The organism is Streptomyces formicae (genome assembly GCF_002556545.1).
GTDB classification, from domain to species: domain Bacteria; phylum Actinomycetota; class Actinomycetes; order Streptomycetales; family Streptomycetaceae; genus Streptomyces; species Streptomyces formicae_A.
Genome location: NZ_CP022685.1, coordinates 2,902,057 through 2,920,484, shown reverse-complemented (window position 1 = coordinate 2,920,484; position 18,428 = coordinate 2,902,057). Strand labels below are relative to the sequence as shown.

The following is an 18,428-nucleotide window of genomic DNA, read 5'->3' as shown; positions in this document are numbered from 1 at the left end:
CCGCACGGTAGTGACCAAGAAGTGAGACGTCTCCCGGATTTCCTCCGCAGCCGCTTGCTTGGAGCGCACTCCAAGGTTCTAGCGTGAGGGGCATGACGGTGATGGAGACCACGCTCGCACCAACCCCCACCCCCACCCCGGCCCCCACCCCGGCCCCGACCCCAGCTCCGGCCCCGGCGCCCGCCCCCGCCAACGGGGCGGACCCCTGTCGCTCGGTGCCCACCGGGTCGCCGCGCCCCGACGGTCAGGACCACTACACGATCAGCGAGGTCGTCGCCTTCACCGGCCTGACGGCCTACACCCTGCGCTGGTACGAGCGGATCGGCCTGATGCCCCACATCGACCGCTCCCACACGGGCCAGCGCCGCTACCGCAACCGCGATCTGCGCTGGCTCGCCCTCGTCGGTAAACTCCGCCTCACCGGGATGCCCGTGGCCGACATGGTCCGCTACGCCGAACTGGTCCGCGAGGGCGATCACACCTTCGCCGAACGACAGGACCTCCTCGAGCAGACCCGGCGCGACGTCCGCACCCGGATCGCCGAACTGCAGGACACCCTCGCCGTCCTCGACCACAAGATAGACACGTACGCGGACGCCCGCCGGGCGTCGGAAAGGCCCTGACACCACATGACGACCGAGAACACGAGGACCGAGAACACGACGACCGGGGCCGCGAGGGCCGAGGGCATCGCGCGGGTGCGGCTCGGTGCAGAGGGGCCCGAGGTCGGTGTCCAGGGCCTGGGCTGCATGGGCATGAGCTTCGCCTACGGACCCACCGACGCCGACGAGGCCCGCGCCACCCTGGAACGCTCCCTGGAGCTCGGCGTCACCCTCTACGACACCGCGGACGTCTACGGCATGGGCGACAACGAGCGTTTCCTCGCTCCCTTCGTCAAGGCCCACCGCGACGAGATCGTCCTCGCGACCAAGTTCGCCCTGGCCATCGACCCCGCCGACCCGACGAAGCGGTTCATCGACAACACCCCCTCCTACATTCGCTCCAGCGTCGACGCCAGCCTGCGCCGCCTGGACACCGACGTCATCGATCTCTACTACCTGCACCGCCGCAGCCCCGACGTGCCCATCGAGGAGACGGTCGGCGTGCTGGCCGAACTCGTCGCCGCGGGCAAGGTCAAGCACCTGGGCCTGAGCGAGGTCACGGGCGCCGAACTGCGCGCCGCCCACGCCGTCCACCCCATCGCCGCCCTCCAGTCGGAGTGGTCGCTCTTCAGCCGTGACATCGAGCGGGGCGTGGTCCCGGCCGCCGCCGACCTCGGCGTGGCCCTCGTGCCCTACTCGCCGCTCGGCCGCGGCTTCCTCACCGGTTCGTTCGTCAACGCCGACAACGAACTCGGCGAGGACGACTTCCGCCGCCAGCAGCCCCGCTTCACCGGCGCCAACGCCTCGGCCAACGCGGCCCTCCTCGCCCCCGTCCGCACCGTCGCCGACGCCCACGGCGCGAGCCTCGGCCAGATCGCCCTGGCCTGGGTCCAGCAGCGGGCCACGGTCCACGGCCTCCCCGTCGTCCCGATCCCCGGCACCCGCAAGCGCGTCCGCGTCGAGGAGAACACCGCGGCCACCCGCATCACCCTCACCGATGACCAACTCGCCCTCCTCGACCCGATCGCCGACGCCGTCGCGGGCGACCGCTACGCCGACATGACGTTCACCTCGGCGGCCCGGGAGCAGCTGGGGGCGTAGCCGGTGTTCCGGCCCCCTGCGGGCCCCGGCGCTCACGCGAGCCCCAGTGCGAAGACCGCGAACCCGGCGGCCAGGAGCCCGGCCAGCGCCCGGCGCGCATGCGTCGCCCGCTTCCACGGGGCCTCGAAGCCGCGGGCGTACCTGGCTATCAGCACCAGGAGCGCCGCGAAGACCGGTAGCCAGGCGACCCGGGCGGCTATCCAGCCGAGCGTGTCGGGTCCCGAGGTCAGCCCCGGCACCGTGCCGAGGAACGAGCCGGGGACGGCCGCGGCGAGCAGTGCCGTCTGGTGCCAGCACAGGATCGTCATCGCCGACAGGTTGATGACGACGACCGGAGCCCACAGGGCGGGCCTGCGCAGCAGCTTGCCGATGCGGTCCCGCAGCAGGATCGCGGCGCCGCTCTGCGCGGCGGCCAGGGCCAGGACGAGCAGCGACGGCGGATGCGAGTTCGTCCTGGCCTCGCCGGGGACACCGACCATCGAGGCCGGGTAGTGAAAGACGAGGAGCAGGGCGGCGAAGAGCGCCGTACCCCCGGCGAGCAGCAGCCACGCGCCGCGCCTGCCGAGCCTCTTCTCGCTCCAGCAGACGCCCAGTTGATAGGCGAACAACCAGCCGGGCAGCAGGTTCAGCAGACTCAGCCAGGAAGGCATGGCGTCCGCGAACGGTCCGTAGCGCAGGAAGTCCACGGCGGCCACAGAACCGAGCAGGGGCACCGCGGCCCAGCCCCTCATCCGCTCCGCGGCGCGTATGCACCACGGTGTCAGAGCCGTGATCACCGTATAGACGCCCACGAACCACAGCGGTTGGATGACGAGCGTCGACCCGGTGCGCAGTGTCGTGCCCGGCACCCCCATCGCGTACAGGACCGGGATCAGCGCGGCCCACACGGCCGTCACTCCGAGGACGGGACGCCCCAGCCGCGCCAGACGTCCGCGCAGCCAGCCGCCCGTGGACTCGCCGCGCGCCACCGCCCTGCGGTACGACAGCGCGGAGGCATAGCCGCCGACGAGGAAGAAGATGCCCAGCATCTGCAGCACCCAGCTGATGGGGGCGAAGAAGCCGAACGAGGCCAGTGGGCTCGCGTTGTGCAGCGCGCCCTGGGAGTCGAGGGTGAAGCCGCCGAGGAGCCAGTGCCCGGTCGGCACGGCGAGCAGCGCCAGGGCCCGCAGTCCGTCGATGGCCCGGTCGCGGTGGGCGGGGGTCTTGGCGTCGACGGCGGACACGGCCGCGCGCAGTCCGCTCAGGGTGGGAAGGCTCATGTCCGCTCTCCGGTGTGTCGGGCGCCGACGGTGGACGGGTCCGCGTCGGCGATGCGGGCGAAGGCCCGCAGGGAGTCGGTGCCGGGGGCGAAGTAGCCGGTGTGGCCCTCGGCCCGCTCGGCGGGGACGTGACGTGCGCCGAAGTCGGCGGCGGTCGGGTCCTCGCCGTGGCCGAGGCCGAACAGCTCGACGTTCGGCACCTTCCCGATCCAGTCGCTGTCGTCCTTGGCGGCCCACACGCGGGCGGTGGTGTGCAGATCGGCCACGCTGTCCGCACGCATGCCGGGGGAGCCGAGGACCACCAGGTCGGCCGCGGGCAGCTTCGGGGCGGCGAGGCCGCACACCACCGAGCCGTAGCTGTGGCAGAACACGGAGGGCCGCGGCGCACCGATCGCTGTCAGGCCCCGCACGAAGCGGGTGAGGCGCGGGGCACCGGCGGCCGCGAGCCGCCCGGACGCGGCATCGGGGCCGATGCCGACCGGCGTGGTGTACCCCACCCAGGCCACCACGGCGGTGCGCTGGTCCGCCGAGGCGCGCAGGGCCCGGCTCATGCCGGCCGGGGTGCCGTACTCGTCGTGGGTGCGGTCGAAGGTGCTCAGGTCGATGTCGGATCCCGGCACGACGACCGAGACGTGCTCCGCGCCGGCCAAGTCGCCGTACACCTCGGCGACTTGGCCGCGCCCTCGCGGGTCGAACGCCAGTATCTGGCGGCCGGGCGTGAGCAGTTCCGTGTAGCGGGTGACCAGGGAGCGGGCCCGCTCGTGGTCTTGCAGGGTGAGGTCGGGGTCGGTCGAGCGGGCCTGCTCACGGGCGCGCTCGGCCTTCAGATAGCGGGAGTTGGCCTCGTACCGGAGGGGCGCGGGCACGCCGTCCAGATTGCCGACGACCGAGGGATGGCGGGCCACCAGCTCCCGTCGCCGTGCGTCGCTCAACGAGCCGAAGAACGCGGCGACTCGGGCCGGAGAAGCGGTCGCCGGGTCCGGAAGGCGCAGCCCCAGCGTGTGGTCCGCGCGCCAGGACGCGGTCCCGGGCGGCGGTCCGGTGAGCGGCTGCTGTTCGTTGCCGAGGGCCCAGCCCGCCGTGCCGGTCACGACCGTCGTGGTCAGGGCGGCGGCGACCAGTGCCCTCTTGCTCCGTGCTTTCCAGGACCGAAGCCGCATGGCTCGTCTCCCTCCCCGTTTCGTGGCGCGCTGTGGCCTGACGAAGGGAAAGGTAGGAAGACGGTGGGCGGCGGCACGTCACACCGAGGAGCCAACTCTCAGGTGATACCGGGGTATGCGGTGGTGATACCGAGGTAGGGGGTCGGCCGCGGGAGAGCTACTGCTCGCCGGGGGTGACCAGGCCCGACTCGTAGGAGAAGATCACGGCCTGGGCGCGGTCGCGCAGCCCCAACTTGTTGAGCACGCGGCCGATGTGGGTCTTGACCGTCTGCTCGGCCAGGACGAGGCGCTCGGCGATCTCCTGGTTGGACAGGCCGCGCGCGATCAGCACCAGTACCTCGGTCTCACGCGGTGTCAGTCCGTTCAGCCGGAGCGACTGGTCCTGACGGGGCGCCTGCCGCTGCTTCGCGAAGTCCGCGATCAGACGACGGGTCACCGACGGGGCGAGCAGCGCCTCCCCGGACGCCACCACGCGCACGGCGGAGATCAGGTCGGCGGGCGGCGCGTCCTTGAGCAGGAAGCCGGAGGCTCCGGCACGCAGCGCCTCGTACACATAGTCGTCCACGTCGAAGGTGGTCAGCATGAGGACCTTCGGCAGGTGCACCACGCCGGGCGGCGGGTTCAACAGGGCGCGGGCGGCGGCCAGTCCGTCCATCTCCGGCATCCGGACGTCCATCAGGACGACGTCGGGATGGGTGCTTCGGCTGACCTCGACGCCCAGCTTGCCGTTCGGTGCCTCGCCCACGACGTCGATGTCGCTCTGTGCCGCCAGCAAGGCGGCGAATCCCGCCCGCACCATGGCCTGGTCGTCGACGATGATCACGCGGATGGTCATGCGCTGCCGGAGTCCTTCGGGAGGAGGGGGAGTCGGGCGGCCACGCGGAATCCGCCGTCGGGCAGCGGTCCGACATCGACCGTGCCGCCGACCAACCGTACGCGTTCGCGCATGCCGACGAGTCCGTGTCCCGTGCCGCCGCCCTCCAGCGGGGCGGCGGTCGCCGTGGGCGGGCCGTTGACCACGAGGATCAGCAGGGACTCGTCGTCGAGGTTGAGTGTGATCTCGGTACGGGCGCCCGGCGCGTGACGCATCACGTTCGACAGGGCTTCCTGCACGATGCGGTACGCGGACAGGTCGACGGCCGGTGTCACCTTGGCCAGGTGCGTGAGCAGGGCCAGTTCGGGACGTGACAGGTCGATCGGTATGCCGGCCCGCACCGTGGCCTCGACCAGGTGCGGCAGGCGGTCCAGGCCGGGTTGCGGCGACCGCTCGCCGTCCACGCCCTCGCTGCGCAGGACCGCGAGCAGGCGGCGCATCTCGGTGAGGGACTCCCGAGCGCTCGCCGCTATGCTCCCGAACTCCTCGCGCGCCGCGTCGGGAAGGCCGTCGAGCCGGTAGGGCGCGGAATCCGCCTGAACGGTGATCACCGACATGTGGTGGGCGACGACGTCGTGCAACTCCCGGGCGATGCGCGCCCGTTCCTCGAGGAGCGTGCGCTGCGCGCGCTCGGCCTCGCTGATGGTCTCCTGCTCGACGAGCTTGCGCCGGGCGTCCCCGCGCTCGCGCAGCAGCGCGCCGAGCAGCAGCACGGCGCCGCTGAGCACGATCTGCAGGACGGCGGTGTCCTGACTGTCCGTCCCGCTGAACGGCCCGAGTACGAACCCGGTGGCCACGGTGACCAGCCAGACCCCGAGGAGCGTACGGCGGCTCTCGCGCAGCGACAGGGCGCAGCACAGGACCACGTACCCCACGATGATCATGGGAGTCCAGGGCGCGGGGCGGCTGGGGTCCGCGGACATCGTCGCGATCGCCCCGCAGACGTCCGCGACGATCACGATCCACCACGCGGGCAGCGGCCGGGTGACCGCGAGGAGCAGCGGGGCGGACTGGGCGACCGCGAGGCCACCGGCCAGGCCGCCGTTCACCCCGTAGTCGTGCGTCAGCACTTGGACGGTGACCGGGATGAGGACGGCGATGAAACCCAGCGCCACCCCATAGGGCAGCATGCGCACCCAGCGGTTGGGCGCGCCCGCGAGGAGTGACTCGGTCGACTTCGCGGGCGTCGCGAGTGAGCTTCCGGCCGCCCGCAGACCGTCGATGACGGCCGCGGCCGCACGCCGCGGGGTGGGCCCGTGGCTCCCCGGCTCGTAGTCGGGTCGGCGCGGGTACTGGTTCGGTGGTGGTGTCGATGCGCTGCTCATGGCCTGTTCAGCGTAGGCAGGAAGTCACCCTCGTGCCGTCATACCGGGGAGCTGGACCGCACCTCATACCCAGGTATCACGCAGGGCCCCCATGCCCCGACATCCCGCACGCCCCCGGCGCCGCCGCACGGGCCCACTCACAATTCCGCGAGCAGCTCGGCCTTCTTCGCCGTGAATTCCTCGTCGGTGATCAGGCCCGCCTGGTGCAGCTCGCCCAGGTGCCTGATGCGCTCGGCGATGTCCGCGGGATCGCGCCGGACGGCCGGTGTGGTCGCCGCGCTCGTGGCGACGCCGCCTTCGGGCGTCAGCAGGGCGGGGCCCGAGGCCCGCACCGCCGCGAGCACCGACGCGGCGAACGGCAGCGACTCGTGGACCGGGCCGTAGCCGAGCCCGAACACCACGGCCGCCGGATCCTGGTCCGCCTGGCCCGGCCGGGTCACGGGAGCCTCGCGGGGCAGCAGCCGCAGATGCCCCTCGAAGATCTCCGGGGAGCGCCACTCGATGCCGCACAGATCGGTGATCGGAAAGCTCTGGTCACCGGCCTTCCACTTCGCCGACGACGCGCCCGTCCAGAACCACCGGAAGGACACGAGCTTGCCGTCGAAGGACGCCTTCCCGTCGTACGCCTTGAACTGCAGGGGAGCCTCGGGCGCGGCCACCAGATAGCGATCGGTCGGCTCGCTGTCGGCCGAGGTGAGCTGGGCCCGCAACTCGTCCGCGTAGTACTCGGCGAGCGTCTCCCGCTCCGCGGGCAGCACCAGCCGGTACGGATCGCAGCCGTCCTTGAGCTGGCCTGCGGCGGCCTCCATCAGAGGATCCGCGCCCGGTCTCGGCACGGCATGCAGGACGACGGTCCCGCGCTTGCCCGGGGAGAGTGTCACCGCCGCGATCGCCTCATGCGGGATACGCCGTTCACCGAGTGCCTGGAAGAGCTTCGGTGTGCGGATTCCCCGTTCGAAGCGGATGAGCACGGAGTCGGACTCGAACTCCCAGGCGGCATGAAATCCGGCCAGTACGTCACCCATGCGGCTCATCGTAGGCGGCACGCGCGCCTCCGTCCCTCCTGCGGCGGGCCGCTGTTTCATCGATTTCTACGCGCGTCAGGCCACCGCGCTGTCGGAAATGCCCTTCCGACAGGCCGCGTCCCCGCTCGCGCACCGCACTCCGTAGTACGAACCAGTGCCGATTTCGGCGAAGTTGCGCAGGCTCTCCGTGCCCGGCTCGAAATAGCCCGTGTGCCCCGCGGCGCCCGCCGCCGACAGCACCCTGGCACCGAAGCCGCCGGACACCGGGTCGGCACCGTGGCCGAGCCCGCCGACCTCCATGTACGGCACATCCTGAATCCAGTCGTCGCTGTCCCGGGTGGCCCAGATCCGGGCCCCCGTACCCAACTGCCCCGCCCTGTCGGCTCGCATGCCGGGGCTGCCCGCGACCGCTATGTCGGTCACCCGGGAGGGCAGCTGACGCGCGGCCACACCGCACACCACGGAGCCGTAGCTGTGGCAGTACAGCGCCACCGGGGTCCTCCCCGGCAGGCCACGCACCATGGAGTCGAGGCGGACGGCCCCGTCCTCGGCGCGCATGGCCGTGGCCGCGTCCACGCCGATGCCGACGGGCGCGGTGTAGTCGGCCCAGGCGATCACGGCGGTACGCGTGTCCGGCTTCGCCGAGCGCTCCGCGCGGTAGAGCGCCCTCGCCATGCCCACCGGAGCCGAGTACTTGCGGAACGTGCGCTCGAAGGTCAGCACGTTCGTGTCGACGCCGGGCACCACGACGGAGACCCGCTGGGCCTTGTCGAGGTCTCCGAAGACCTCGGCCATGCGACCGGAGCCCATGGGGTCGAAGGCGATGACGTGGCGTCCGGGGCGCATCATGACCCCGAAACGCTTCATCCTGCGCTCGGCCTCCTGCTTCCCCACGGGGGAGAGGCGTTTGTCGTGCATGCGCTCCCGCTCGACCTTGCGGGCCTGCCCCAGGGCGATGTGGTTCGCGCGGTAGCGCAGCGTGACGGGCGCACCGTTCATGTTGCCGACCGCGAGCGGATAGCGGGCGGCCAGCCGGTCGCGCTGTTTTCCGTTGAGCGAGGCGAAGAAGTGGCTGAGGCGGCCCGCGGGGGAGTCCGGGTCCGGCAGCGCGTGCCCGTCTATGCTCCCGCGCTCCCACGCGGAGAGCGCGGCTTGGAGAGGGGACGCGTCGCCTCTGTTGTGCCGCACGGCGGTCCAGCCCGTCGTCGCCAGCATGACGAACACGACGGCGAGCGCAAGCAGGGCGCGCCATGCGTTGAGTTGGGGGGATGAGTCGAAGGAAGTCACTGCGGAACACCCTAGGAGAACCGTGATGCCTACCGTGCATCGCGTGAGGCAGATCACGTTTCTGGAGGGGTAATTGAGGCAAAGCGGGCGCATCTTGAGCGTTCTCGTCACACTACGTAGACAGCGCATGCGCTCGGCGCGACAAGGTTGGGACTCACCATGGGTGCGCGCGTGATGGCTCAACGTGTGCGCGGATTCCGCATGTTGGACTTCTACGGGGCGCTGTCGAGCCGTTGCCGCTCGTGCCTGTCACGTGTGCGACTGTCGCGTACGCCTACGGAGTGCGCCAGTTCTCCGCGAGGGCGGGCCCCAAGCGGTCGAGGTACTCCTCGGTGAGCGCGCGGATCGAATCCACGCTGAGGTCCTCGCCCGCGCCCCACAGTCGTCCCGTGACGCGCATGACTCCGCTGAACGCGGCGACGGCCACGCGCGGTCGCGGATCGGAGTCCACGTCGAGGCCCTCGCGCTCGGCGATGAGGTGTGCGATCTCCTCCTCCATCTCGATGGAGTGGCGCAGGTGGACCGCGAGCAAGGAGGGGGTCGACTCGATCATCTGGTAGGTGCGCATGTGGAGTTCGACCGGGACGACCTCCTCGATGGACTGCCCCATCGCCTCCCAGGCGCCGAGCACGGCGCCGCGCATCGCCACGAACGGCGCCTCGTCGGCGGGCCGTTCGCGCAGTGCCTGGACGAATCGCGCCTCCACCATGTGCTGCACGGCGAAGACGGTCTCCTCCTTGTTGGTGAAGTGCCGGAAGAACGTGCGCTGGGAGACGTCGACGGCCTCGGCGATCTCGTCGACAGTGGTCTCCTCGTACCCCTTGGTCGTGAAGAGTTCGAGCGCCGCACGCAGGAGCGCGTCCCGGGTGCGCTGCTTCTTGAGCTCGCGCAGGCCCGGCCTCGAGGGCTCGCCGGACGTGTCGTCGGGGCCCTCCGGTGGAGGTCCCGCGGGGTCCGCTGCTCGCTGCTCGGTTTTCACGCCATGGTCCTCTTTTCCGCCCGTTTGCCCAGCTCACCATACCTGTGAGCTACGTGACAGCTACCGACTTGTGAAATTGTTTGTCAACTGTCAGCGGCTGTCATTAGCCTCGCTGCATGACTAGTCAGACCACCGTCGACAAGGCGGACAAGGCGCCGGAGCCCGCCTCGGCTCCGGCCCCGGCCAAGGGGCTTCGCGGCCACCCCTGGCTGACGCTCTTCTCCGTCGCGATCGGCGTGATGATGGTCGCCCTGGACGGCACCATCGTGGCGATCGCCAACCCCGCCATCCAGAAGGATCTCGGCGCCTCGCTCGCGGACGTCCAGTGGATCACCAACGGCTACCTGCTCGCGCTGGCCGTCGCGCTCATCACGGCGGGCAAGCTCGGTGACCGTTTCGGCCACCGGCAGACGTTCCTCATAGGTGTGGTCGGCTTCGCCGCCGCCTCCGGCGCGATCGGCGTCTCCGGGAGCGTGTCCCTGGTCATCGCCTTCCGCGTCCTCCAGGGCCTGTTCGGCGCGCTCCTGATGCCGGCCGCGCTCGGTCTGCTGCGGGCCACCTTCCCCGCCGAGAAGCTGAACATGGCCATCGGCATCTGGGGCATGGTCATCGGCGCCTCCACGGCGGGCGGCCCGATCCTCGGTGGTGTGCTGGTCGAGCACGTCAGCTGGCAGTCGGTGTTCTTCATCAACGTGCCGGTCGGCATCGTCGCCGTGGTCTTCGGCCTGGTGATCCTGAAGGACCACCGCGCGGAGAACGCGCCGCGGTCCTTCGACATCCCGGGCATCATCCTGCTCTCCGGAGCGATGTTCTCCCTCATCTGGGCGCTCATCAAGGCCGGTGACTCCTGGGGCTGGGGCAGTGGCAAGACCTTGGCGTTCCTGGGCGCCGCCGTCGTGCTCTTCGTGGTCTTCGCCCTCTGGGAGACCAAGGTCAAGGAACCGCTCATTCCGCTGGGCCTGTTCCGCTCCGTGCCGCTCTCCGCGGGCACGGTCCTGATGGTGCTGATGGCCTTCGCCTTCATGGGCGGGCTGTTCTTCGTCACCTTCTACCTGCAGAACGTGCACAACATGAGCCCGGTCGACAGCGGCCTGCACCTGCTGCCGCTGACGGCCATGATGATCATCTCGTCGCCCATCGCGGGCGCGCTGATCACGAAGTTCGGCCCGCGGGTGCCCCTGGTGGGCGGCATGGTGCTCACGGCCGTCTCGATGTTCGGCATGACCACCCTGACGACCGACAGCGGCACACCGGTGATGTCGGTGTGGTTCGCCCTGCTCGGTCTCGGCCTCGCTCCGGTCATGGTCGGCGCCACCGAGGTCATCGTGGGCAACGCCCCGCTGGAGCTCTCCGGCGTCGCGGGCGGTCTTCAGCAGGCGGGCATGCAGGTCGGCGGCAGCCTCGGCACCGCGGTCCTCGGCGCCGTCATGTCCAACAAGGTCAACGCCGAGCTGGCGGGCAACTGGAAGGACGCCGGGCTGCCGGCCGCGCCGCCGCCGGGTCTGGACAAGGCCGCCGCGATCGGCGCGGTGCCCGAGCAGGTGGCCAAGGCCCCGAACGTGAACCCCGGCATCCTCGCCAAGATCACGGACGCGGTCCACGACACGTTCATGTCGGGCATGGGCCTCGCCTTCACCGTCGCGGGCATCGTCGCCGTCATCGCGGCCTTCGTCGCCGTACTGACCAAGCGGGGCGCCAACGCCGACGCGGGCGCGGGCGTCGGGCACATCTAGGCGTCCTCGACGCCTTTCCGGGGCGAGCGCGGTCGGACCCGACCCCGTTTCGGGGATAACCCCTCAGGGACAACCTGGGGGGTTTTCGCCTATCCGGGTGACGCACATTCGTACCCCTTCCGATGGCGCGGTCGGTCGGTCCACAGTGCAGACATGGCGATCCGCACGACGCGGACAACTGAGCCATACGACACGGGGGTTGAACCATGCGCACCACCATGCCCACTGCTGCCACGACCGTCGCGATCGCCGCACTCGCCGCGGCGATCCTGACACCCGCACACGCCGGGGCCGCGACGTTGCCCACGCACGCCGGGGCCGCGGCTCCGCCGACGCGGGCCGGAGCCACGGCCCCGCCCAGGCTCACCGGCTGCGGACCCGGCGAGCTCTGCCTCTGGGAGAAGGCGGGATTCAAGGGCGTTCGGCAGACCTTTGAGCTTTCCGACATCGACATCGAGAGCTGCGTCGCGCTGCCGGAGGGGGGCAGCGCGGAGGCGCTCGCGAATCGCACGGGCCGGCCCGTCACCGTGTACCAGTCGGCGGAATGCGCCGAGACCGGAGAGTTCAACACCTACCCGGGCAGCGGCACCTGGGCGCCCGAATCTCCTTATCGCGTACGGGCCTTCAAGGTCTGGGAAAGCTGAATGGGGGTACTCGCGGAGCCGAGCCCGAACGGGCCGACTCGAAGGAGTGATGATGGCGGGCTTCGGACACACCACGCGCAAGCACCCCCGCTCACGCGGCCGTACGTGGTCGCGGACCGGGCCGGACCGCGCGACGCTCGGGATCGTCGGAGTCATCTGCGCGGTCGCTGGATTCTTCGTGCTGGGGATCGTCCTCGGCCCCCTGGCGATCGTCTGCGGCTGGCTCGGCATGGGCCGTAGCTGGACCGGCGCCCGCCCGGTGCCGGCCCTGGTCGCCCTGGTACTGGGCGCGATCGACACCGTCCTCGCGCTCATATGGATAGCCGGGATGACCACCATGAACGGCATGTTCTGACCGGAATTCCCAGCCGGATTCCCAGTTGAATTCCGACCCGGATTCGGACCGGCGTCAGGACACCCCCGTCCCGCCGAGGGCCTCCGTCCCCGAGACAGCGGCCCCGGCGGGAGCGGGCCCGGGCACCACACCCGCCTCCGAACTCGCCTCCGAGCCCGGCCCCAACGAGCCCGACAACGCCGTCACTTGGGCGCGCAGCGCCTTCACCTCCGCCGTCAGCTCCTCGATCGCGGCCGTCTGACGCCGCTCCTCGACATCGTCCTTCTCGAAGCGGGCGATGAACCAGGCAGCGATGTTCGCGGTGACGACACCGAGGAGCGCGATGCCGGACAGCATCAGGCCGACGGCGATCACCCGGCCGAGCCCGGTCGTGGGCGCGTGGTCGCCGTAGCCGACGGTCGTCATCGTGGTGAAGGACCACCAGACCGCGTCACCCAGCGTCTTGATGTTCCCGTTCGGTGAATCACGCTCCACCGAGAGCACCGCCAGGGAACCGAACATCAACAGGCCCACCACCGAGCCCGCGACGTACGTCGTCAGCCTTATCTGCGACGCCATCCTGGCCCGGCGGCCGACCAGCATCAGCGTGGAGACCAGCCGCAGCAACCGCAGCGGCTGCAGCATCGGAAGGATCACGGCGACCAGGTCCAGCCAGTGGGTGCGGACGAACTGTCTGCGGTGATCGGTCAGGAGGAGGCGTACGAGGTAGTCCAGAGCGAACGAAGCCCAGACGAACCACTCCACCACCGTGCAGGTCCTGGTGACGGCCCTGCTCGCGTCGGGCGCCACGATCGGCACGGCGTAGGCGACGGCGAACGCCACCGCGAGCGCGAGGAGCGGACGTTGGGTGCGGCGCTCCCAACGGATCTGGGCCGGTTGTTCCTTCATGGCCGCATCGTAGGAAACGCCCGAGGGCGACGGGACCTGTGGCCCGCCGCCCTCAGGAGGAGACGTATGCTGCGCGCCGGGCTCTGGTGCCCGGCGTGTGCGACCGCCCCTACGCGTCGCCCCCGGCGGCGCCCGGGTCGGCGGCCGTGACGTCGAGGAGCTGGTAGCGGTCGATCGCCTGCTTCAGGACGGAGCGGTCGACCTTGCCCTCGCGGGCCAGTTCGGTCAGCACGCCGACCACGATCGACTGCGCGTCGATGTGGAAGTAGCGCCGGGCCGCGCCACGCGTGTCGGCGAAGCCGAAGCCGTCCGCGCCGAGCGACTGGTACGTGCCGGGCACCCAGCGGGAGATCTGGTCGGGGACGCTCCGCATCCAGTCGGAGACGGCCACGAACGGACCCTCGGAGCCGGACAGCTTGCGCGTGACGTACGGGACGCGCTGCTCCTCCTCGGGGTGCAGGAGGTTGTGGCGCTCCACGTCGACGGCCTCGCGGCGCAGTTCGTTCCAGGAGGTCGCCGACCAGACGTCCGCCTTGACGTTCCACTCCGACGCGAGGATCTGCTGCGCCTCGACCGCCCACGGCACCGCCACGCCGGAGGCCAGGATCTGGGCCGAAATGGCGCCCTGCTCACCGGACTTGAAGCGGTAGATGCCCTTGAGGATGCCGTCGACGTCCACGTCGGCGGGCTCGGCCGGGTGCTGGATCGGCTCGTTGTAGACGGTGAGGTAGTAGAAGACGTCCTCACTGTCGGGGCCGTACATCCGGCGCAGGCCGTCCTTGACGATGTGCGCGATCTCGTAGCCGAAGGCGGGGTCGTAGGCGACACACCCCGGGTTGGTCGAGGCGAGCAGCTGCGAGTGCCCGTCCGCGTGCTGCAGGCCCTCGCCGGTCAGGGTCGTGCGCCCCGCGGTCGCGCCGAGGACGAAACCGCGCGCCAGCTGGTCGGCCATCTGCCAGAACTGGTCGCCGGTGCGCTGGAAACCGAACATCGAGTAGAAGACGTACACGGGGATCAGCGGCTCGCCGTGGGTGGCGTAGGCCGAACCCGCGGCGATGAGGGACGCCGTGCAGCCCGCTTCCGAGATGCCGTCGTGCAGCATCTGGCCCGTCGGCGACTCCTTGTAGGCGAGGAGCAGATCGCGGTCCACGGCCTCGTACTGCTGGCCGAGCGGGTTGTAGATCTTCGCGCTCGGGAAGAACGCGTCCATGCCGAAGGTGCGGTACTCGTCGGGGGCGATCAGCACGAAGCGCTTGCCGATCTCCTTGTCCCGCATGAGGTCCTTCAGGATGCGGACGAACGCCATCGTGGTGGCGATCGACTGCTGGCCCGAACCCTTCTTCGCGGTCGCGTACGTCTTGTCCTCGGGCAACTGGAGCGGCTTCGAGCGCACCACGCGGGTCGGGACGTAGCCGCCGAGGCTCTTGCGGCGGTCGTGCATGTACTGGATCTCTTCGGAGTCGCGGCCCGGGTGGTAGTACGGCGGGGCGCCGTCCTCCAGCTGCTTGTCCGTGATCGGGATGTGCAGACGGTCGCGGAAGCCCTTGAGGTCGTCGACCGTCAGCTTCTTCATCTGGTGCGTGGCGTTGCGGCCCTCGAAGTTCGGGCCGAGGGTCCAGCCCTTGACCGTCTGGGCGAGGATCACGGTCGGCTGGCCCTTGTGGGCCTTGGCCGCCGAGAACGCCGCGTAGACCTTCTTGTGGTCGTGGCCGCCGCGGCCCAGGTGCAGGATCTGCTCGTCGGTCATGCCCTCGACCATGGCGCGCAGGCGCTGGTCGTCTCCGAAGAAGTGGTCGCGGATGTACGCGCCGGTCTCCGTGGCGTAGGTCTGGAACTGGCCGTCGGGCGTGGTGTTCAGCTTGTTCACCAGGAGGCCGTCGCGGTCCTGCGCGAGCAGCGGGTCCCAACTGCGGTCCCAGACCAGCTTGATGACGTTCCAGCCGGCGCCGCGGAACTGCGACTCCAGCTCCTGGATGATCTTGCCGTTGCCGCGCACCGGGCCGTCCAGGCGCTGCAGGTTGCAGTTGACGACGAAGGTGAGGTTGTCCAGGCCCTCACGGGCGGCGATGGAGAGCTGGCCGAGCGACTCGGGCTCGTCCATCTCGCCGTCACCGAGGAACGCCCAGACGTGCGACTTGGAGGTGTCGGCGATGTCGCGCGCCTCCATGTAGCGGTTCATCCGCGCCTGGAAGATCGCGCCGAGCGGTCCGAGGCCCATGGAGACGGTCGGGAACTCCCAGAAGTCCGGCATCAGCCGCGGATGCGGGTACGACGAAAGGCCGTTGGGCGCCTTGGACTTCTCCTGCCGGAACGCGTCGAGCTGCTGCTCGGAGAGCCGGTCGAGGAGGAAGGCGCGGGCGTAGATGCCGGGGGACGCGTGCCCCTGGAAGAAGATCTGGTCGCCGCCGTCGCCCTCGTCCTTGCCCCGGAAGAAGTGGTTGAAGCCCACGTCGTAGAGCGAGGCGGAGGAGGCGAAGGTGGCGATGTGACCGCCGACCCCGATGCCGGGGCGCTGGGCGCGGGAGACCATCACCGCGGCGTTCCAGCGGGTCGCGTTCAGGACCTTGCGCTCGATCTCCTCGTTTCCGGGGAAGAACGGCTCGTCCTTGGTGGCGATCGTGTTGACGTAGTCGGTGCTGCGCATCTCCGGCACGGCGACGCGCTTCTCCCGCGCGCGCTCGATCAGCCGGAGCATCAGGTAGCGGGCCCGTTCACGGCCGCGTTCGTCGACCGCGGCATCGAGGGAGTCGAGCCACTCCTGGGTCTCTTCGGGGTCGAAGTCCGGGACCTGACTCGGCAGGCCGCCAATGATGATCGGGTTGCGATCGGAGCCGGAAGCCACGCTGTTCCTTCGCTGTTGAGGGCCTTCGCCTGGGTTCTGCCTGGCCGTGCGCCGTTTCCCCCATCGTGGACCGCGGGGGCGCAAACGTCATCTCTACCGAGAGGTAACCGAGGCGGTGATCCGGCGACCCTGCGGTAGGCTCGGCCAAATCGCAACGATACGCCCATCCTGCCTAGCCGCTTCGCAGAGCCGTTCGGTCCCGGACGGATGTGGCGGCAGTTGCGGCGACACGGTCGGGAACGTCACCGTTTCGGCGGTCTCGGCCGCCGGGTACTTGCGCGATCCGCCCCGCCCGTGTGGACTACGGCCAACGCCCCGCGCACGCGCGTGGCTGACAGGCATTCCCAAAAACATGATCAGGAGGCAATCCGTGAGCGCGACCGCGGACCACGCGGAGACGAACCTGGCCGTAAGGCTTGGTTTCCAGCCCGACCAGGTGGTCCAGGAGATCGGCTACGACGACGACGTCGACCAGGAGCTCCGCGAGGCCATCGAGCAGGCCACAGGCACAGAGCTCGTCGACGAGGAGTACGACGACGTGGCCGACGCCGTGGTGCTCTGGTTCCGTGAGGACGACGGGGACCTGACTGATGCGTTGGTGGATGCCATCGCGTACATGGAGGAGGGCGGCTCGATCCTGCTGCTGACTCCGAAGACCGGTCGTGACGGCTACGTCGAGCCGAGCGAGATCGGCGAGGCGGCCACCACCGCGGGCCTCTCCCAGACCAAGAGCATCAACGCCGGCAAGGATTGGAACGGCAGCCGGCTGATCACCCCCAAGGGGGCGGCCAAGAAGCGGTGACGCTCCGCTAGGGACGCGGTTTCTCGTGCTGCGGGTCCGTTGTGGCTGATCGCGCAGTTTCCCGCGCCCCTTCAGGGCGAGTTTGCCGAGGCCCCCGCCGACATTCACGTCGGCGGGGGCCTCGCGCATGCGTGTGACGTGATCGACGCACGTAGGGTGGTATCACCCGAACAGCCCCATCCGAGGGGCTCCGTCGAAGGGATGCGTACTCATGGAGCTCGCTGGAATTGCGACCGGCACCAAGGCGCCGGAATTCGAGCTGAAGGACAACCACGGCCGGTCCGTGAAGCTCTCCGACTTCCGCGGCGAGAAGAACGTGGTGCTGCTCTTCTACCCGTTCGCGTTCACCGGCGTGTGCACCGGCGAGCTCTGCGCGCTCCGCGACGAGCTGCCGAAGTTCGTCAACGACGACACCCAGCTGCTCGCCGTGTCCAACGACTCCATCCACACCCTGCGCGTCTTCGCCGAGCAGGAGGGCCTGGAGTACCCGTTGGTCTCCGACTTCTGGCCGCACGGCGAGGTCTCGCGCGCGTACGGCGTCTTCGACGAGGAGAAGGGCTGCGCGGTGCGCGGCACCTTCATCATCGACAAGGAGGGCATCGTGCGCTGGACCGTCGTCAACGCCCTGCCCGACGCCCGTGACCTGAACGAGTACGTCAAGGCGCTCGGCAGCCTGTGAGAGGCGCTCGGCGCCCTGTGAGGTGACGGGGCCCGGGCACGCCCGCAGGACCCTGAATCTCCTCAGGGGTGACACCCTGTGATTCTTCAGGTGCAGAGCCTGTGGCGGCCGGGAACCGGTCACTAGGATCCAGTCGTTGATCCGATGGCAACGCAACGCTTGGGGCTCCCCGCCCCTGGACACCAATTGGGAGGACTCGTGGGAGTCAGCCTCAGCAAGGGCGGCAACGTATCTCTGAGCAAGGAGGCGCCGGGCCTGACCGCAGTCCTGGTCGGCCTCGGCTGGGACGTGCGGACGACCACCGGCACCGACTTCGACCTCGATGCCAGCGCGATCCTGACGAACGCGGAGGGCAAGGTCAGCAGTGACCAGAACTTCGTGTTCTTCAACAACCTGAAGAGCCCCGACGGCTCCGTCGAGCACACCGGTGACAACACCACCGGTGAGGGCGAGGGCGACGACGAGGCGATCAAGGTCGACCTGGCGGCGGTCCCTGCCGACGTCGAGAAGATCGTGTTCCCTGTGTCGATCTACGACGCCGAGAACCGCCAGCAGTCGTTCGGCCAGGTGCGCAACGCGTTCATCCGCGTCGTGAACCAGGCGGGCGGCGCGGAGATCGCCCGTTACGACCTCTCCGAGGACGCCTCGACGGAGACCGCCATGGTCTTCGGCGAGCTGTACCGGCACGGCGCCGAGTGGAAGTTCCGCGCGGTCGGCCAGGGCTACGCCTCGGGCCTGCGCGGCATCGCGCAGGACTTCGGCGTCAACGTCTGAGCCGAGTCACCACCCCTTGCCCGTCGTCCGGCGCCGCACACACACCAGTGCGGCGCCGGACGTGCTCACCCTGCAGTACCCGTCACCCCGGGGAGGACC

17 protein-coding genes are annotated in these 18,428 nt (G+C 70.0%); 8 read left to right on the top strand and 9 right to left on the bottom strand.

Features of this window, described 5'->3' with window-relative positions; translation table 11 throughout:
• Positions 1 to 92: 92 nt before the first annotated feature.
• Both KY5_RS12370 and KY5_RS12365 read left to right on the top strand, forming a co-directional pair.
• A complete protein-coding gene (locus tag KY5_RS12370) occupies positions 93 to 623 on the top strand; it encodes a MerR family transcriptional regulator (protein WP_234362707.1) in 531 nt (176 codons plus the stop codon).
• A 6-nt stretch (positions 624 to 629) separates the two neighbouring features.
• Positions 630 to 1,703 (top strand): aldo/keto reductase, encoded by a 1,074-nt coding sequence (locus KY5_RS12365; RefSeq protein ID WP_098242292.1) that lies wholly within the window; start codon positions 630 to 632, stop codon positions 1,701 to 1,703.
• A gap of 32 nt (positions 1,704 to 1,735) precedes the next feature.
• Here the strand turns inward: KY5_RS12365 and KY5_RS12360 are convergent, their stop codons facing one another.
• The 7 genes from KY5_RS12360 to KY5_RS12330 all read right to left on the bottom strand — a co-directional run bounded on the left by KY5_RS12360 (position 1,736) and on the right by KY5_RS12330 (position 9,525).
• Positions 1,736 to 2,962 carry an acyltransferase family protein gene (locus KY5_RS12360; protein WP_098242291.1) on the bottom strand — a complete coding sequence of 409 codons (1,227 nt, stop codon included), beginning with the start codon at positions 2,960 to 2,962 and terminating at the stop codon, positions 1,736 to 1,738.
• Positions 2,959 to 4,122, bottom strand: coding sequence for an alpha/beta hydrolase (locus KY5_RS12355; RefSeq protein WP_098242290.1), 1,164 nt, complete (start codon positions 4,120 to 4,122; stop codon positions 2,959 to 2,961). Before KY5_RS12355 ends, KY5_RS12360 begins: the two co-directional genes overlap by 4 nt.
• Before the next feature lie 157 nt (positions 4,123 to 4,279).
• Positions 4,280 to 4,957 (bottom strand): response regulator, encoded by a 678-nt coding sequence (locus tag KY5_RS12350; RefSeq protein WP_098242289.1) that lies wholly within the window; start codon positions 4,955 to 4,957, stop codon positions 4,280 to 4,282.
• Positions 4,954 to 6,321 carry a sensor histidine kinase gene (locus KY5_RS12345; RefSeq protein ID WP_098242288.1) on the bottom strand — a complete coding sequence of 456 codons (1,368 nt, stop codon included), beginning with the start codon at positions 6,319 to 6,321 and terminating at the stop codon, positions 4,954 to 4,956. Before KY5_RS12345 ends, KY5_RS12350 begins: the two co-directional genes overlap by 4 nt.
• Before the next feature lie 137 nt (positions 6,322 to 6,458).
• Entirely contained in the window at positions 6,459 to 7,346 is an 888-nt protein-coding gene (locus tag KY5_RS12340; RefSeq protein ID WP_199843046.1) for a DUF4429 domain-containing protein, read from the bottom strand.
• 75 nt (positions 7,347 to 7,421) lie between these two features.
• Positions 7,422 to 8,633: an alpha/beta hydrolase gene (locus KY5_RS12335; RefSeq protein WP_098242286.1), complete on the bottom strand. Its 1,212-nt coding sequence runs from the start codon at positions 8,631 to 8,633 to the stop codon at positions 7,422 to 7,424.
• Between the two features lie 274 nt (positions 8,634 to 8,907).
• Positions 8,908 to 9,525, bottom strand: coding sequence for a TetR/AcrR family transcriptional regulator (locus tag KY5_RS12330; protein ID WP_098247204.1), 618 nt, complete (start codon positions 9,523 to 9,525; stop codon positions 8,908 to 8,910).
• Between the two features lie 203 nt (positions 9,526 to 9,728).
• Between KY5_RS12330 and KY5_RS12325 the strand changes: the two genes are divergently transcribed.
• The 3 genes from KY5_RS12325 (at position 9,729) to KY5_RS12315 (ending at position 12,344) form a co-directional block, all read left to right on the top strand.
• Positions 9,729 to 11,345, top strand: a complete 1,617-nt coding sequence (locus KY5_RS12325; protein WP_098242285.1) for an MFS transporter — start codon at positions 9,729 to 9,731, stop codon at positions 11,343 to 11,345.
• 206 nt (positions 11,346 to 11,551) lie between these two features.
• Positions 11,552 to 11,989, top strand: coding sequence for a peptidase inhibitor family I36 protein (locus tag KY5_RS12320; RefSeq protein ID WP_098242284.1), 438 nt, complete (start codon positions 11,552 to 11,554; stop codon positions 11,987 to 11,989).
• A 49-nt stretch (positions 11,990 to 12,038) separates the two neighbouring features.
• The gene (locus KY5_RS12315; protein WP_098242283.1) at positions 12,039 to 12,344 is read left to right on the top strand and encodes a small hydrophobic protein; all 306 of its coding nucleotides are present in this window, start codon (positions 12,039 to 12,041) and stop codon (positions 12,342 to 12,344) included.
• A gap of 54 nt (positions 12,345 to 12,398) precedes the next feature.
• Here the strand turns inward: KY5_RS12315 and KY5_RS12310 are convergent, their stop codons facing one another.
• Both KY5_RS12310 and aceE read right to left on the bottom strand, forming a co-directional pair.
• The gene (locus tag KY5_RS12310; protein ID WP_098242282.1) at positions 12,399 to 13,232 is read right to left on the bottom strand and encodes a potassium channel family protein; all 834 of its coding nucleotides are present in this window, start codon (positions 13,230 to 13,232) and stop codon (positions 12,399 to 12,401) included.
• Between the two features lie 109 nt (positions 13,233 to 13,341).
• Positions 13,342 to 16,074 (bottom strand): pyruvate dehydrogenase (acetyl-transferring), homodimeric type, encoded by a 2,733-nt coding sequence (aceE, locus tag KY5_RS12305; protein WP_098242281.1) that lies wholly within the window; start codon positions 16,072 to 16,074, stop codon positions 13,342 to 13,344.
• A gap of 370 nt (positions 16,075 to 16,444) precedes the next feature.
• Here aceE and KY5_RS12300 point away from each other — a divergent pair, with 370 nt between their 5' ends.
• The 3 genes from KY5_RS12300 (at position 16,445) to KY5_RS12290 (ending at position 18,329) form a co-directional block, all read left to right on the top strand.
• Entirely contained in the window at positions 16,445 to 16,876 is a 432-nt protein-coding gene (locus KY5_RS12300) for a DUF3052 domain-containing protein (protein ID WP_055551818.1), read from the top strand.
• 211 nt (positions 16,877 to 17,087) lie between these two features.
• Positions 17,088 to 17,555 carry a peroxiredoxin gene (locus KY5_RS12295; RefSeq protein ID WP_098242280.1) on the top strand — a complete coding sequence of 156 codons (468 nt, stop codon included), beginning with the start codon at positions 17,088 to 17,090 and terminating at the stop codon, positions 17,553 to 17,555.
• 198 nt (positions 17,556 to 17,753) lie between these two features.
• Positions 17,754 to 18,329 (top strand): TerD family protein, encoded by a 576-nt coding sequence (locus tag KY5_RS12290; protein WP_055545611.1) that lies wholly within the window; start codon positions 17,754 to 17,756, stop codon positions 18,327 to 18,329.
• Positions 18,330 to 18,428: the final 99 nt, after the last annotated feature.